Origin of the sequence: Thermus sp. CCB_US3_UF1, from assembly GCF_000236585.1 — a bacterium.
GTDB lineage: Bacteria > Deinococcota > Deinococci > Deinococcales > Thermaceae > Thermus.
In genome coordinates this window covers 626,413-640,617 of record NC_017278.1, presented here as the reverse complement: position 1 = coordinate 640,617, position 14,205 = coordinate 626,413, and the positions used below count along the sequence as shown (strand labels likewise).

The following is a 14,205-nucleotide window of genomic DNA, read 5'->3' as shown; positions in this document are numbered from 1 at the left end:
TTTAGGAGCCCTATGTCCCAGGTACTGCCGGTAGAGATCACCGAGGAACTAAAGCAGAGCTTCATCAACTACGCCATGTCCGTCATCGTGGACCGGGCCCTCCCGGACGTGCGGGATGGGCTTAAGCCGGTCCAGCGGCGCATCCTCTTCGGCGCCTACCAGGAGGGGGTGCTCCCCAACCGCAAGCACGTGAAAAGCGCCAAGATCACGGGCGAGGTCATGGGCAAGTACCATCCCCACGGGGACGCGGCTATCTACGAGGCCCTGGTGCGCATGGCCCAGCCCTGGAACCTGCGCTACCCCCTGATGGACGGCCAGGGGAACTTCGGCTCCATTGACGGGGACCCCCCGGCGGCCCAGCGCTACACCGAGGCCCGGCTCTCCCCCCTAGGGGCGGAGATGCTCCTGGACATCGACAAGGAAACGGTGGACTTCCGCCCCAACTACGACGGCTCCCTCAAGGAGCCCGAGGTCCTGCCCTCGGCCATCCCCAACCTCCTGGTGAACGGGGCCAGCGGCATCGCCGTGGGCATGGCCACCAGCCTCCCCCCCCACAACCTCTCCGAGGTGGTGGACGCCCTGGTGGCCATGATCGACCACCCGGGGATCACCCTGGAGGAGGTGATGCGCCTCCTCCCCGGCCCCGACTTCCCCACCGGGGGGAAGCTCTCCCGCAGGGGCATCCGGGAGGCCTACGCCACGGGCCGCGGGAGCCTCAAGGTGCGGGCCAAGGTGCGCATTGAGGAAAAGGGGCAGCGGCCCGTGTTGGTGGTCACCGAGATCCCCTACCAGGTGAACAAGGCAAGCCTCATCGCCCAGATCGCCGCCCTGGTCAAGGCCAAGAAGCTGGAGGAGATCGTGGCCCTGCGGGACGAGTCGGACCGCCAGGGCCTGCGCATCGCCATTGAGCTCAAGCGGGGGGCCAACCCCCAGGTGGTCCTGAACCAGCTCTACAAGCACACCGCCCTCCAGACCTCCTTCACCGTGAACCTCTTGGCCATCGTGGACGGGGAGCCCAAGGTCCTCCCCCTCCTCGAGCTCATGCGCCACTACCTGGACCACCGCAAGGAGGTGGTGCGGCGCCGGAGCCTCTTTGACCTCAAGAAGGCCGAGGAGCGGGCCCACGTGCTGGAGGGCCTCCTCATCGCCTTGAACCACATCGACGAGGTCATCGCCCTCATCCGCGCCTCCGAGGACGCGGCGGCAGCCCGGGGGAGGCTTGTGGCCCGCTTCGCCCTCAGCGAGGTGCAGGCCCAGGCCATCCTGGACATGCGCCTGCAGCGCCTGGTGGCCCTGGAACGGGAAAAGCTTTTGGAGGAGTACCGGGGGCTCATGGAGGAGATCGCCCGGCTGCGGGCCATCCTCGAGGACGAAGGCCGCCTCTGGGCCGAGGTCAAGGCCGACCTCCTCCGGGTCAAGGAGAAGTACGGGGACCCCCGGCGCACCCTCCTCACGGAGTTTGAGGAGAACTTCAACCCGGAGGACCTCATTGAGGACGAGCCCATGGTCATCACCCTCACCGCCCAGGGCTTCCTGAAGCGCCTGCCCCTGGAGAGCTACCGAGCCCAGGGCCGGGGGGGCAAGGGCCTCATCGCCGGCAAGCCCAAGGAGGAGGACGAGGCCACCCAGGTCTTCGTGGCCGGGGCCCACGACGACCTCCTCCTCTTCACCAGCCGGGGCCGGGTCTACCGCATCAAGGTCTACGACCTCCCCGAGATGGGCCGCCAGGCCCGGGGGGTGCACGTGAAGGGCCTCCTGCCCCTCACGGAGGAGGAAGAGGTGGCCGCCCTCCTCTCCGTGCGGGGCCTGGAAGGGGAAGGCTACCTGGTCTTCGCCACCGAGCGGGGCCTGGTCAAGCGCACCGCCCTGCGGGAGTACGCCAACCTGGGCGCAGCCGGCCTCATCGCCATCAAGCTGCAGGAGGGGGACCGGCTCATCGGGGTGGGGCTATCCGACCCCGAGGACGAGGCCATCCTGGCCACGGCGGAGGGGCAGGCCATCCGCTTCCCCCTGGAGGAGGTGCGGGCCACGGGCCGGGACAGCCAGGGGGTGACGGGGATCCGCTTCAAGAAACCCGGGGATCGCGTGGTCTCCTTGGTGGTGGTCAAGCCGGGGGAGGAGGTGGACCTCCTCTCCGTGAGCACCCGGGGCTACGGCAAACGCACCCCCCTTGCCGAGTACCCCTTGCAGGGGCGGGGCGGGATGGGGGTCATCACCTACGCGGTTTCCCTGAAGGTAGGCCGCCTGGCCGCCCTCCTCAAGGTGCGGGGCACGGAGGACCTCCTGGTCCTCTCCAGGCGGGGCCTGGCCATCCGCACCCCCGTTTCCGAGATCCGCCAGTACTCCCGGGCCACCGCCGGGGTCAAGGTGATGCACCTTCCCGAGGAGGACGAGGTGGCCAGCGCCTTCGCCGTGGACGAGGAGAAGTAGATGGAAGAGGTGGTCCTCATCACCGCACCTAGCCTGGAGGTGGCCCGCACCCTGGCCCGGGCCCTGGTGGAGGAGGGGCTGGCGGCCTGCGTGAACCTGGTTCCCGGCGTCACCTCGGTCTACCGCTGGCAGGGGGAGGTGGTGGAGGAAGGGGAGGTGCTCCTGGTGGCCAAGACCACCACCTTCGCCTTTCCCAGGCTCAAGGAGCGGGTGCTGGCCCTCCACCCCTACCAGGTGCCCGAGATCCTGGCCCTGCCCGTGGCCGAAGGCCACGGGCCCTACCTGGCCTGGCTGCGGGAGAACGTGGGGTAAGCCCGGGCTTCAGGGCCCCTGGCCATTTTTGCAACCCAAAGGTTTACAAAATCCCCCGGGGCGTGCTACCTTAAGGGCAAGGAGGTAGCCATGACCCAGGCCCGCGAAACCGTAAGCTTCAAGCCCGGCGAGGTCATCCTCTACCCGGGGGTACCCGGGCCCAGGGACCGGGTGTTCCGGGTCCTGGAGGGGTTGGTGCGCCTCGAGGCCGTGGACGAGGAGGGGAACGCCCTCACCCTGCGCCTGGTGCGCCCCGGGGGCTACTTCGGCGAGGAGGCCTGGGCGGGACTGGAGCGCACCTACTTCGCTGAGGCGGTGACCGAGGTGGTGGCGGAAGCCCTGCCCAAGGAGCCCCGCCCCGAGGAACTCCAGGAGGTCCTGGCCCAGCTCTCCCAGGCCCTCTCCGAGTCCTACCGCCGCATTGAGCGGCTGGCCACCCAGCGCCTGAAAAACCGCATGGCCGCTGCCTTGCTGGAGCTGGCGGAAACCCCTTTGGCCCGGGAGGAAGAGGGGCAGCTGGTCCTCCGCGCCACCCACGACGAGCTGGCCGCCGCGGTGGGGAGCGTGCGGGAAACCGTCACCAAGGTCATCGGGGAGCTCTCCCGCGAGGGGTACATCCGCTCGGGCTACGGCAAGATCGTCCTCCGGGACCTGAAGGGCCTCAAGGAGCTGGCCCAAGCCCGGGGGGACGGGCGCTAAAAACCCCTTGGGTGAGGAAAGGGGCCCTAAGCGGGCTCCTTTTTACGTAGACTGAAAGGCATGCGCCTGCGCCAGCGCTTCCTCGCCGGGCTCGTGACCCTTCTGCCCCTTCTGGTCACCCTCTACTTTCTGGGCTGGGTCTACACCTACTCCGGAGGCTACCTGGAGGGCTTTCTGCGCCTTTTGAACCTGGAGGTACCCCCTTCCTACCTGCCCTTTTTGCCCTTTGTGGGGCTCTTTCTCGCTGCGGTCCTCGTCTATTTGGTGGGCACCCTAACGGAAAACTACTTGGGCCGTAGCCTCCTCCTCTCCCTGGAACGATCCCTCCTTCTCCTGCCCATCGTCCGGGACATCTACAAGGCCGTACAACAGATCGCCCACACCCTCTTCGGCCAGAAGGAGGTGAAGTTCAGCCGGGCCGCGGTCATCGAGTACCCCAGGCGGGGGCTTTACACCCTCTGCTTCGTGGTCCAGCCCGTGGGGGTGCGCCTCCCCCCCCTGCCCGAGGGGTATACCGTGGTCCTGGTCCCCACCAGCCCCGTGCCCGCGAGCGGCATGGTGGTCCTGGTCCCCTCGGAGGAGGTGATCCCCCTGGAGATCAGCGTGGAGGAAGCCCTGAAGTACGTGGTCTCCGCCGGCTTCCTCCTGCCGGAAAAACCTTCAGGCCCCTTAACCTCCCTCCCACTCAAGGCCCGAGGGCCCTCCTAGAATAGGGCATGATGCGGCCCTTGGCCCTCCTCCTTCTCCTGGGGGTCGCCTTGGCCAGCCCCCCGGCCCTCCTGGGCCCGGCCCTGCCCCCGGGAACGGAGCTCAGGCTCCTCTCCCAGGACCTGCGGACCCTCCACGGGGCCTGGCGGGTGGAGGGGAGGAGGCTTTTGGCCCTGTCCTCCCCCGTGCCGCCCCGGGTGGGGCAGGAGGTGCAGCTCCTTTTGGTCCTCCCGGGGGAGAAGCCCCGCCCCTTCCCCGGGGTGGCGGACCGGGGGGATGTGCTCCTCCTCCTGGAAAAGGAGCGGGTGAGCCTCCTCCGGATCCTCAAGGAGGCTTACGGCCTCACCCCTCCGGAAAGGCTTTGGCCATGAAGCGCATCCTGGTCATTGAGGACGACCCCGAGGTGGCCCGCCTGGTGGAGCTGGAGCTTAAGGAGGCCGGCTTTGCCGTGGAGTGGGCCAAAAGCGGGATGGAGGGCCTGGTGCGGCACCGGGAGCGGAAGCCCGACCTGGTGGTCCTGGACCTGGGCCTGCCCGACCTGGACGGGGCCGAGGTGGCCCGGCGCATCCGGGCCACGGACGACACCCCCATCCTGGTCCTCACCGCCCAGGACGCGGTGGAGCGGAAAGTGGGCCTTCTTGCCGAGGGCGCCGACGATTACCTGGTGAAGCCCTTCCACCCCGCCGAGCTTTTGGCCCGCATCCAGGTGCAGCTCCGCCACAAGGGGGGAAGCGAGGTCCTGGCAGTGGGGAAGCTGGAGCTTTACCCCAAAAGGCGCCAGGTCTTCTTCGGCGAGGAGGAGGTGCGCCTCTCCCCCAAGGAGTTTGAGCTCCTCCAGCTCCTCATGAGCCGCCCGGGCCGGGTCTTTCCCCGGCAGGAGATTGAGGAGCGGATCTGGGGCCGCCCCTTAGGCCGGGAGTCCAACGTGCTGGACGTGCACGTGGCCAACCTGCGGGCCAAGCTGCGGGAGGCCGGGGCCTACGGCTACCTGCGCACGGTGCGGGGCCTGGGGTACGCGGTGCGCCCGGGCCGGGGCGAGGAGGAAGGCTAGGGCCGGGCCCATGCCCCCCCTTTCCTTCCGCCTCCGGCTTTTCCTCTCCTTCAGCCTCCTTTGGCTTCTTTTCCTGGTGGGGGCCTTGTACCTGGCGGGGCGGGGGGTGGAGCGGGCCCTGCGGGGCCACCTGGAGGCCACGCTCCTGGAGGACGCCGCCCGGGCGGCGGAGGCCTACCGCAAGGGCCAGGCGGGCACCCTCCTGCCCACCGGGGGGGTCTACCTTCACCTCTACGCCGAGGACGGGGAGGCCCTGGTCCTCACCCGAGGGGAGCACCGCCTGCCCAAGGAGGCCCTGCGAGGGGTGGGGGAGCGTCCCCAGGTGGTCTGGCAGGCGGACTTCGCCGCCGCCTTGGTGCGCACCCCCTTGGGCCTTCTTGTCCTCACCCAGGACACCGCCCCCATTGACCTTTCCCTCCTTGCCCTGCGGCGGGCCCTCCTCGAGGCCTTCTTTCTCCTTTTCCCCTTGGGGATGCTCCTGGTCTACCTCACCGCCCGCCTGGCCACCCGGCCCTTGGAAAGGGCGGCCCGGGAGATCGCCGCCCGCAGCCCCGAGCGCCTGGACCCCGTCCCCATAACTCTCCCCAAGGACGCCTTTGGGGGGATGGTGGAGGCGGTGAACCGGCTCCTTTTGGCCCTGAAGGAGGCCAAGGAAAAGGAGCGGACCTTCCTGGCCGAGGCCAGCCACGAGCTCCGCACCCCCCTCACCGTCCTCCTCGGCCACCTGGACCGCCTGAAGCGGAACCCCTTGGACCTCGAGGCCCTCCAGACCGCCCAGGCCACCGCGGAGCGCATGCGCCGCCTGGTGGAAGACCTCCTGGCCCTGGCCCGGGGGGAGGCGGAACGCACCCTCAACCCCCACATCGTGGACCTCAGGGCCCTGGCCGCGGAGGCCGCCCGGGAGTACGGGGTGGCCTTCAGCGGGGAAGCGGTAGAGGTCCTGGGGGACCCCGACCGCCTCCTGCAGATGCTGCGCAACCTCATCGCCAACGGGGTGCGGGCGGCGGGCAAGGAGGGGGTATGGGTGGCCCTCCGGCGGGAGGGGGAGGTGGCCCTGCTGGAGGTGGCCGATACCGGTCCTGGCATCCCCCAGGACCTTCTCCCCCACCTCTTCCAGCGCTTCGCCCGGGGGCCAGGGGGCGGGGCCGGCCTGGGACTGGCCATCGCCCAGGCCATCGCCAGGGCCCACGGGGGAGAGATCGCGGTGGAAAGCCGCCCCGGCAGAACCATCTTCCGTGTACGCCTGCCCCTTCTGGAGGAGGAGGCCTAGGCCAGCCCCATCCCCTCCGGGGCCAAGGTATGCTATTCGGCAAATGCGCGTGGCCCTCTTCATCACCTGCCTGGCCGACCAGTTCTACGCCGAGGCCGGGGTGGCGGCGGTCCGGCTCCTGAGGGCTTTGGGCGTGGAGGTGGACTTCCCCGAGGGGCAGACCTGCTGCGGCCAGCCCGCCTTCAACGCCGGATACTGGCAAGAGGCCCGCCTTCTGGCCAAGAGGACCCTGGAGGTTTTCCAGGAGGCGGAGTACGTGGTCCTGCCCTCGGGAAGCTGCGCCAGCATGGTGCGAAACCACTACCCCGAGCTCCTTCCCGCAAAGGGGGAGGCCCTGGGGATGGCGGAAAAGACCTATGAGCTTTCCGCCTTCCTGGTGCGGGTCCTGGGGGTGGAGCGCCTGGGGGAGGGCCTCCGGGGACGCCGGGTGGCCTACCACCACGGCTGCCACGCCCTAAGGGAGCTTGGGGTCAAGGAGGAGCCCCTCCTCCTCCTCAAGAACGCCGGGGCCGAGCTCCTCCCTTGGGAGGCGGCGGAGGAGTGCTGCGGCTTCGGGGGGCTTTTTTCCGTGAAGCTGCCCGAGGTTTCCTTGGGGATGGCGGACCGCAAGCTGGCCACCCTGCCCCAGGCGGAGGTTCTGACCTCCACGGACGCCGGCTGCCTCCTCCACCTTTCGGGTAGGCTGAGGAAGCAAGGGAAGACCCTGCGGGTGGCCCCCCTGGCCACCCTGCTCTGGGAGGCGTATGCGGGCCAAGGCTAGGCTCTACCCCAAGGAAGCGGCCAGGCTGCTGAGGGAGAGGCCCGGGGTGCGGGAGGCGGTTACCGGGGCCACCCTGCACTTTGAGCGGAACCGCCTGAGGGCCTACGGGGAGATCGACGCCGAGGCCTGGCGGGACAGGGCCAAGGCGGTCAAGGACCACCTCCTAAGCCACCTGGACCACTACCTGGAACTGGCGGAAAGGCGCCTGCGGGAAAACGGGGTCAAGGTGCACTGGGCCGAGACCCCCGAGGAGGCCCACCGGGTTCTGCGGGAGGTGGTGGCCCGGCACGGGGTAAGGCGGGCGGTGAAGGCCAAGAGCATGCTCACCGAGGAGCTCGGCATCAACCCCCTGCTGGAGTCCCTGGGGGTGGAGGTCCTGGAAACCGACCTGGGGGAGTACCTGATCCAGCTTCTGGGTGAGCCCCCGAGCCACATCGTGGGCCCGGCCATCCACCTCTCCCTGGCGGAGATCCAACGGCTTTTCCACGCCCGCTTCGGCACCCCCCTGGATGCCCCCCCCGAGGCCCTGGCCCAGGTGGCCCGCAAGGTGCTGCGGGAGGCCTTCCTCACCGCGGAACTGGGCATCAGCGGGGCCAACTTCCTGGTGGCGGAAACCGGCACCCTGGCCCTGATGGAGAACGAGGGCAACATCCGGCTTTCCACCTCCCTGCCCCGGGTGCACGTGGCCTTGGTGGGCCTGGAAAAACTCCTCCCCCGCTTCCAGGACCTGGCCCTTTTCCTTCCCCTCACGGCCCGGGCGGCCACGGGGCAACGCCTGGCCACCTTTGTCTCCCTCATCCAAGGGCCTGCCGCCCCCGGGGAGGAAGGCCCCGAGGAGGTGCACGTGGTCCTGGTGGACAACGGCCGCACCGCCCTCCTGCAGGACCCCGAGGCCTGGGAGGTCCTGCGCTGCCTGCGCTGTGGGGCCTGCCTCAACGCCTGCCCCGTCTACCGGCAGACCGGGGGCCACCCCTACGGCTACGTCTATTCTGGGCCCATCGGGGCGGTTCTGGACCCTGGGCTCCTGGGCCTCGAGGAAGCCTACCCCCTCCCCTACGCCTCCACCCTGTGCGGGGCCTGCCAGGAGGCCTGCCCGGTGAGGATCCCCATCCCCAAGCTCCTCCTCACCTGGCGGCAGCGGGCGGTGGCCGAGGGGCTAAGCCCCGCCTGGGAAAGGGGGGCCATGACGGCCTTCGCCAAGGTGATGGCCAGCCCCGCCCTTTACCGCCTCTTCTCCCGGGGCCTCAGGGGCCTCCCCCTGCCCCAGGACCTCCTCCCCCTCTTGCGGGCCTGGAGCGAGGGCCGGGGGCCCCTCACCCCTAGCCCCCGGCCCTTCCACCAGATCTGGCCGGAGCTCAAGGAGGAGCGCCATGGAGGCTAGGAACCGCATCCTGGCCCGGGTGAGGAGGGCCCTTCAGGGCCGGCCCAAGGCCCTCCTTCCCGGGCACCCCCATCCCCCTTCCTCCCCCGAGGCCCTGGACCTCTTCCTGAAGCGGCTTGGGGAAAACGGGGCCGAAGGGCACCTGGTGGACCTCGAGGGGGCCAAGGAACTGCTGAAGGCGCTTTCCCAAGGGCTTCCCGGGGCGGCCTTTGGCCGGGGGGTGCCGCCGGCGCTCCGCCTCCTCCCCGAGCTTCCCCCGGAAGAAGCCCCCCTAGGGGTTTCCTGGGCCCTCTTCGCCGTGGCCGAGACCGGCACCGTGGCCCTGGCCTCGAAGGATGGGCGCCGGGCCCAGCTCCTGCCCCCCACCCACCTGGTCCTGGTGGAGGGGGAAAAGGTCTACCCCAGCCTTCTGGAGGCCTTCCTGGACCTCAAGGCGCTCCCCAGGGCCCTGGGCCTCCACTCCGGCCCCTCCAAGAGCGCGGACATCGGCCAGGTGATGGTCAAAGGGGTACACGGGCCCGGGCGGCTGGTGGTGGCCGTCCTCACCTGAGGCCGTAGGCCTCGGGCGGGGCAAGCCGCCTCAGGTTCAGGCGCCACCCCCCCTCCTCCCGCACCAGGATGGGCCACCAGACGAAATTGGCCCGCCCGGCGATGGCCTCCACCGGCACGGGGCCAAAGGTGCGGGAATCCTCCGAGCCCCCTAAGGTGCGGTTATCCCCCATGACGAAGTAGTAGCCCGGCTTCAACTTGATCCGCCCCACCTCGCAAGCCTCGGCGGTCTGGCTCCGGGCCAGGACCTCCGGGGAAGGGGGAAGGAGCATCTCCTTCAGGGGCCTCAGGTAGGCGGGCAGGAGGTCCACGGGGAAATCCCCCTGCTGGGTGATGATCCGGGTCATGCGCCCCTCCTTGTAGCACACCCCGGGGAAGGAGTCGGGCCAGGGGGAGAGGTGGTCGGTGATGTGCCGCTCCTCCAGGGCCTTCCCGTTCACGTAGACCACCCCCCGCTCCACGTAGACCTCATCCCCCGGCACCGCCACGATGCGCTTGATGAAGAAGGCGCGGAAGGAAAAGCCCAGCACGGGGAAGCGGGCGGTGGCGTAAGGGGTGCCCTCCGGGGGCTTCAGGATGGCGATCTCCCCCCGCCGCCACTCCGTGAGGCCGAAGCGCACCAGCCAGGTTTCCCACTTGGGCACCAGGACCCGTTCCCCGTTCCTCAAGGTGGGGAACATGCTCTGCCCCACCACCCCCACGGTGGTGAAGACAAAGGTGGTGACCAGGAAGGCCACCAGCAAGGCCTCCCCCACCTGGCGAAACCATTCCTTGAAAAGGTAATCCCAAAACCCCTTCATACCCCTCCTACTCTACCCGTCCAAAGGCGCCGGGCGGCCTCGCGCCCCGCCTCCACGATCTCCTCCAGGCGGCGGAAGTCCTCAATCCCCACCCCGGGCAGGCTGGGCCGGACGTAGACCTCGGGGGCGTAAAGGGAAAGGCGCACCGAGGTGAGGTGGGCCTGCATCAGGTCCACGGCCCGCCGGGCCAGGGCCAAAAGCCCCCGGGGGGCTTCGTCGGCGGCCCGCTCGGGGGTCACGTCCACGGCGTAGACCTCCGTGGCCCCGAGAAGCCGGGCGGCGTCCACGGGCAGGTTGTCCAGGACCCCGCCGTCAAAAAGGAGCCTCCCCTCCCGCTCCACCGGGGCCAGAAGCCCCGGGTAGGCGGCGGAGGCCAGGACGGCGCTGGGCAGGTCCCCTTGGGTAAGGAACAGGAGCCTGCCCGAAACCACGTCCACGGCGGTGACCGCCAGGGGCCTGGAAAGCCCGGCGAAGGTGGGGGGCAGGTGCTCGGCCAGGAAGTCCAGGAGCTTGCGCCGGGAGAAGATCCCCTCCCGGGGGGAAAGGCCGAGAAGGCCAAGCCAGGGGGTTTTGCGGGCGATGGCCAGGATCTCCTCCGGGGTCTTGCCCGCGGCGAAGAGGGCCCCCACGATGGCGCCCATGCTGGTCCCCGCCACCACCTGGAAGTCCAGGCCCGCCTCGAGGAACACCTCCAGGGCCCCGATGTGGGCCAAGCCCCTGGCCCCGCCCCCGGAAAGCGCCAGCCCGCGCACGGCAAAATCCTACCGGCTCCCAGGTGAAAGAGGTGAGGGAGGGGTATAGTGAGGGCGGTGAGCCTGGCCGGGAAGACCCTCCTGAACCGGTACCGGGTGGTGCGCGCCCTAGGGCGCGGCGCCTTGGCCACGGTCTACCTGGCCTTTGACCGTTTCGGCACCCCCTACGCCCTCAAGGTCTTCCCCCCCGGGGCCGAGGCCCGGCGGGACCGGGAGTTTTGGGTGGGGAAGCAGCTGGCCCACCCCAACCTGAACCCGGTCCTGGAGCGCCTGGACCTCGAGGAAGGCCCCTCCCTCCTCCTGGACTACGCCCCCGGGGAGGAGCTGGGCCGCTGGATGCTCCGCCGCCCCGAGCGGCCCCGGGCCCTTTTCGTCTTCCGCCAGCTCCTCCAGGCCCTGGCCCACATGCACCAAAAGGGCCTGGTCCACCGGGACGTGAAGCCGGAGAACATCATCGTGGCCGGCACCGACGAGGCCAGGCTGGTGGACTTTGACCTTTCCGGACCCGCCCTGGAGGCGTTCAAAAAACCCCTGCGGGTGGGCACCCTCCCCTACCTGGCCCCCGAACAGGTCTTGGGGAAAAGCCCCGGCCCAGAGGCCGACGTCTACGCCGCGGGGGTCATCCTCTACTGGATCCTCTCCGGGGAACACCCCTTCGTGGGGGAGCCGGAGGAGGTCCTCCTGGGCCACCTCCAGGAGCCCATCCCCTCCATCCCCGGCCTCGAGGCCGAGGCGCAAGGCTTCCTGGAGCGCCTTTTGGCCAAGCGTCCGGAGGAACGTTTCCCCACGGCGGGGGAGGCCCTCGAGGCCTTTCCCTTCTAACGGGCATAGGCCCCGTTGGCCAGGAAGGTGAGCACCCCCAGAAGAAGCCCCTGGGCCACCTTCTCCCGGTAGGCAGGCTCCGCCAGCCTCCGTCCCTCCACGGGGTGGTCGCCGAAGCCGATCTCCACCAGGACCGCCGGCACCTTGGCGTAGCGGAGGACGAAGAAATCGCCCGGGAAGCTTCCCCGGTAGGGGCTACCCGTGGCCTGGGAAAGCTTGCGCCCCAGGGTCTCCGCCAGGCGCTGGCTGTAGCGCTGGTTGGCCTGGGCCACGATGTCGGAAAGGATGCGCTCGGCCACGCTCTGGGCCTCCTGGGTCAGGCGCTTGCCCAGCTCCCCCCCGCCGTTTTCCCGGATCACCTGGCTGAGGACCCGGGGGTCCTGGGCCCGGCCAAAGTAGAAGACCTCCACCCCCCTTCCGGTATGGGTGGGGGTGGCGTTCACGTGGATGGAGATGAAGAGGTTAACCTGGGAGCTATCCGCCAGGGCGGCCCGGCGGGAGAGGTCCTCCCGCTTGTCGGGGGAAAGGTGCGCGTCCCTTTCCCGGGTAAGGCGCACCTCCACCCCCTCCCCCTCCAGGAGACGCTTGAGGCGCAGGGCCACGTCCAGCACCACCTCCTTCTCCACCACGTACCCCACCATCCCCGGGTCCACGCCCCCGTGCCCCGGGTCCAGGAGGACCACGGGCCGCGGGGGCTTGGGGGCGCGGTGGGGCAGGGCGGCGGGGGCCGCCGGGGGGGAAGGGGCGGTTTGGGCCTTTAGGGCCAGGTCCACCACCAGCCGCTCGGGGTCGGAAAAGCGGCGCACCGTGGCCTCCACCGGGCCCTTTAGCCGCACCACCACCCGCACCCGCCCCATCTCGGGCAGGATTTGCACCGAGGCCACCTCGCGGGAGTTCACCACCTGGTCCTGGGCCGGGGCGCTTACCCCTTCCAAGACCAGGGTGAGGGCCCCCACCTCCTGGGCCAGGGTGTGGCGCACCTCCTTGGAAGGCAGGTCAAAGGCCAAACGGGTAAAGCCCTCGTGCACCCCCACCCGGGGAAAGGCCAGCGCCAGGCTCCATAGGAGGGCTAAGGGCCAAAGCCATAGCCGCATCCACCGCATTCTAGCCGAGGGGCCATGGGCTTGGTAAAATCCGGCTCATGACGAAGAAGGTGGTCCTCTACAACCTGGTGGGACACCGCTTCCTGGGCGTAAACGAGCAAGGGGACAAGGTGATGATCGACGGGGACCAGCCCGCCGCCGGCCCCAGGCCCATGGAACTCCTCCTCATGGCCCTGGGGGCCTGCACCGCTTACGACGTGGTGGACATCATGCGCAAGAAGAAGCAACCCCTGGCCCGCTACCGGGTGGAGGTGGAGGGGGTGCGGGCGGAAACCCACCCCAAGCGCTACACCCACATCACCATCACCCACATCGCCTCCGGGCCGGGGGTGACCCTCGAGGCCCTGGAGCGGGCCGTCCACCTCTCCCATACCAAATACTGCTCCGTTTCCGCCAACCTCAACGCCGAGATCACCACCCGGGTGGTCCTGGAGCCGTGGGAAGGGGAGGAGGCCCAGGGCTAAATGCTCCTCGCGGTAGACATCGGCAACACTTCCACCGCCCTCGGGGTCTTCGCCGGGGAGGAACTGGTGGCCCACTTCCGCATCCACACCGACCGGATGCGGATGGAAAGCGAGTACCGGGTCCTTCTAAAAAACCTCTTCGCCCTGGATGGCCTCCCCACCCCCAAGGCCGCCCTCCTCTCCAGCGTGGTGCCCCCGGTGGAGCGGGAGATGAAGGAAGCCATAGAAAAGCTCTTCGGCATCCAGGCCCGGGTGGTGGACGCGGAGGCCACGGGCCTAGAGGTCCTGATCGACAACCCCAAGGAAGCGGGGGCCGACCGCCTGGTGAACGCTGTAGGAGCCCTGGCCTACCCCAGCCCCACGGGCCGCTACATCGTGGTGGACTTCGGCACCGCCACCACCTTTGACCTGGTGGAGGCCCCCAACCGCTACCTGGGCGGGGCCATCACCATCGGCCCCCAGACCGCCGCCGACGCCCTGGCTGCCCGCACCGCCAAGCTCCCCCGCATCGACCTGGTCCCCCCCAAGGGGGTGGTGGGCAAGAACACCCTGGAGGCCCTGCGCTCGGGCCTGGTCCTGGGCTACGCCGCCCTGGTGGAGGGCATGGTGCGCCGCATGAAGGAGGAAGCGGGGGAGGCTTTGGTCATCGCCACGGGAGGGTTTGCCCAAACCCTCAAGGACCTTTGCCCCTCCTTTGACGTGGTGGACGAGGACCTGACCCTCAAGGGACTCCTTCGCATCCACCGGGCTCGAGGGTGAACCAGTACACATACCTTCCCTCCTCTGGCCACAGGGCATACCGCCACCCCCCCACCCGGTAAAGCCCCAGGTCCCGCCAAAGCCCAGGCCGCTCCCGCAAGAAGACCCGCAGGGGCCTCCCCTCCCGATAGGCCATGAGAAGGCGCAGGTTGCCCCCCAGGGGCTCCTGGTGGCCCCGCTTCCCCTCCCCCATGTACAGGATCCGCCCATCGGGCAGGAAAAAGTTGGTGTACCCTGACTCCCCCCGGTCCACCAAGAGGCTCCTTTCCCCTATGCCCCGCCGGGTGCGGTGGTAGGCAAAGACCTCGCTCCAGCTCAAGCTTGACACTTCCCCTTCCCCCGGCT

Annotated in this window: 17 protein-coding genes; 13 read left to right on the top strand and 4 right to left on the bottom strand. The window is 69.4% G+C overall.

Annotated features, from left to right (window positions below; genetic code table 11):
* Positions 1-12 precede the first annotated feature (12 nt).
* The 10 genes from gyrA to TCCBUS3UF1_RS03160 all read left to right on the top strand — a co-directional run bounded on the left by gyrA (position 13) and on the right by TCCBUS3UF1_RS03160 (position 9,161).
* Positions 13-2,430: a DNA gyrase subunit A gene (gyrA, locus tag TCCBUS3UF1_RS03205; RefSeq protein ID WP_014515064.1), complete on the top strand. Its 2,418-nt coding sequence runs from the start codon at positions 13-15 to the stop codon at positions 2,428-2,430.
* Positions 2,431-2,742: a divalent-cation tolerance protein CutA gene (gene cutA / locus TCCBUS3UF1_RS03200; protein WP_014515063.1), complete on the top strand. Its 312-nt coding sequence runs from the start codon at positions 2,431-2,433 to the stop codon at positions 2,740-2,742.
* 90 nt (positions 2,743-2,832) lie between these two features.
* Positions 2,833-3,441 carry a helix-turn-helix domain-containing protein gene (locus TCCBUS3UF1_RS03195; RefSeq protein ID WP_014515062.1) on the top strand — a complete coding sequence of 203 codons (609 nt, stop codon included), beginning with the start codon at positions 2,833-2,835 and terminating at the stop codon, positions 3,439-3,441.
* Between the two features lie 60 nt (positions 3,442-3,501).
* Positions 3,502-4,149, top strand: coding sequence for a DUF502 domain-containing protein (locus tag TCCBUS3UF1_RS03190; protein WP_014515061.1), 648 nt, complete (start codon positions 3,502-3,504; stop codon positions 4,147-4,149).
* Positions 4,150-4,157: 8 nt separating this feature from the next.
* The gene (locus tag TCCBUS3UF1_RS03185; RefSeq protein WP_196793724.1) at positions 4,158-4,520 is read left to right on the top strand and encodes a hypothetical protein; all 363 of its coding nucleotides are present in this window, start codon (positions 4,158-4,160) and stop codon (positions 4,518-4,520) included.
* Positions 4,517-5,200, top strand: a complete 684-nt coding sequence (locus TCCBUS3UF1_RS03180; protein WP_014515059.1) for a response regulator transcription factor — start codon at positions 4,517-4,519, stop codon at positions 5,198-5,200. The genes TCCBUS3UF1_RS03185 and TCCBUS3UF1_RS03180 overlap by 4 nt, the downstream gene beginning before the upstream one ends.
* 10 nt (positions 5,201-5,210) lie before the next feature.
* Complete coding sequence (locus TCCBUS3UF1_RS03175) at positions 5,211-6,470, top strand: cell wall metabolism sensor histidine kinase WalK (protein ID WP_014515058.1); 1,260 nt, start codon at positions 5,211-5,213, stop codon at positions 6,468-6,470.
* Positions 6,471-6,513: 43 nt separating this feature from the next.
* The gene (locus TCCBUS3UF1_RS03170; protein WP_014515057.1) at positions 6,514-7,230 is read left to right on the top strand and encodes a (Fe-S)-binding protein; all 717 of its coding nucleotides are present in this window, start codon (positions 6,514-6,516) and stop codon (positions 7,228-7,230) included.
* Positions 7,214-8,611, top strand: coding sequence for a LutB/LldF family L-lactate oxidation iron-sulfur protein (locus tag TCCBUS3UF1_RS03165; protein WP_014515056.1), 1,398 nt, complete (start codon positions 7,214-7,216; stop codon positions 8,609-8,611). The genes TCCBUS3UF1_RS03170 and TCCBUS3UF1_RS03165 overlap by 17 nt, the downstream gene beginning before the upstream one ends.
* On the top strand, positions 8,601-9,161 hold the full coding sequence (locus TCCBUS3UF1_RS03160) for a lactate utilization protein (protein WP_014515055.1): 561 nt from the start codon (positions 8,601-8,603) through the stop codon (positions 9,159-9,161). Before TCCBUS3UF1_RS03165 ends, TCCBUS3UF1_RS03160 begins: the two co-directional genes overlap by 11 nt.
* On the opposite strand, the gene lepB is transcribed toward TCCBUS3UF1_RS03160, so the two are convergent.
* A complete protein-coding gene (gene lepB / locus TCCBUS3UF1_RS03155) occupies positions 9,154-9,960 on the bottom strand; it encodes a signal peptidase I (RefSeq protein ID WP_014515054.1) in 807 nt (268 codons plus the stop codon). The two genes, TCCBUS3UF1_RS03160 and lepB, sit on opposite strands and share 8 nt — an antisense overlap.
* Entirely contained in the window at positions 9,957-10,712 is a 756-nt protein-coding gene (locus tag TCCBUS3UF1_RS03150; RefSeq protein ID WP_014515053.1) for a patatin-like phospholipase family protein, read from the bottom strand. Before TCCBUS3UF1_RS03150 ends, lepB begins: the two co-directional genes overlap by 4 nt.
* A 48-nt stretch (positions 10,713-10,760) precedes the next feature.
* Here TCCBUS3UF1_RS03150 and TCCBUS3UF1_RS03145 point away from each other — a divergent pair, with 48 nt between their 5' ends.
* Positions 10,761-11,534 carry a serine/threonine-protein kinase gene (locus TCCBUS3UF1_RS03145; protein ID WP_014515052.1) on the top strand — a complete coding sequence of 258 codons (774 nt, stop codon included), beginning with the start codon at positions 10,761-10,763 and terminating at the stop codon, positions 11,532-11,534.
* Here TCCBUS3UF1_RS03145 and TCCBUS3UF1_RS03140 read toward each other — a convergent pair.
* A complete protein-coding gene (locus TCCBUS3UF1_RS03140; protein WP_041433721.1) occupies positions 11,531-12,637 on the bottom strand; it encodes an N-acetylmuramoyl-L-alanine amidase in 1,107 nt (368 codons plus the stop codon). The genes TCCBUS3UF1_RS03145 and TCCBUS3UF1_RS03140 overlap by 4 nt on opposite strands.
* 38 nt (positions 12,638-12,675) lie before the next feature.
* Here TCCBUS3UF1_RS03140 and TCCBUS3UF1_RS03135 point away from each other — a divergent pair, with 38 nt between their 5' ends.
* Both TCCBUS3UF1_RS03135 and TCCBUS3UF1_RS03130 read left to right on the top strand, forming a co-directional pair.
* The gene (locus TCCBUS3UF1_RS03135) at positions 12,676-13,101 is read left to right on the top strand and encodes an OsmC family protein (RefSeq protein WP_014515050.1); all 426 of its coding nucleotides are present in this window, start codon (positions 12,676-12,678) and stop codon (positions 13,099-13,101) included.
* Positions 13,102-13,860 carry a type III pantothenate kinase gene (locus TCCBUS3UF1_RS03130; RefSeq protein WP_014515049.1) on the top strand — a complete coding sequence of 253 codons (759 nt, stop codon included), beginning with the start codon at positions 13,102-13,104 and terminating at the stop codon, positions 13,858-13,860.
* Here the strand turns inward: TCCBUS3UF1_RS03130 and TCCBUS3UF1_RS03125 are convergent.
* Positions 13,823-14,188, bottom strand: coding sequence for a hypothetical protein (locus tag TCCBUS3UF1_RS03125; protein ID WP_014515048.1), 366 nt, complete (start codon positions 14,186-14,188; stop codon positions 13,823-13,825). The two genes, TCCBUS3UF1_RS03130 and TCCBUS3UF1_RS03125, sit on opposite strands and share 38 nt — an antisense overlap.
* Positions 14,189-14,205 lie beyond the last annotated feature (17 nt).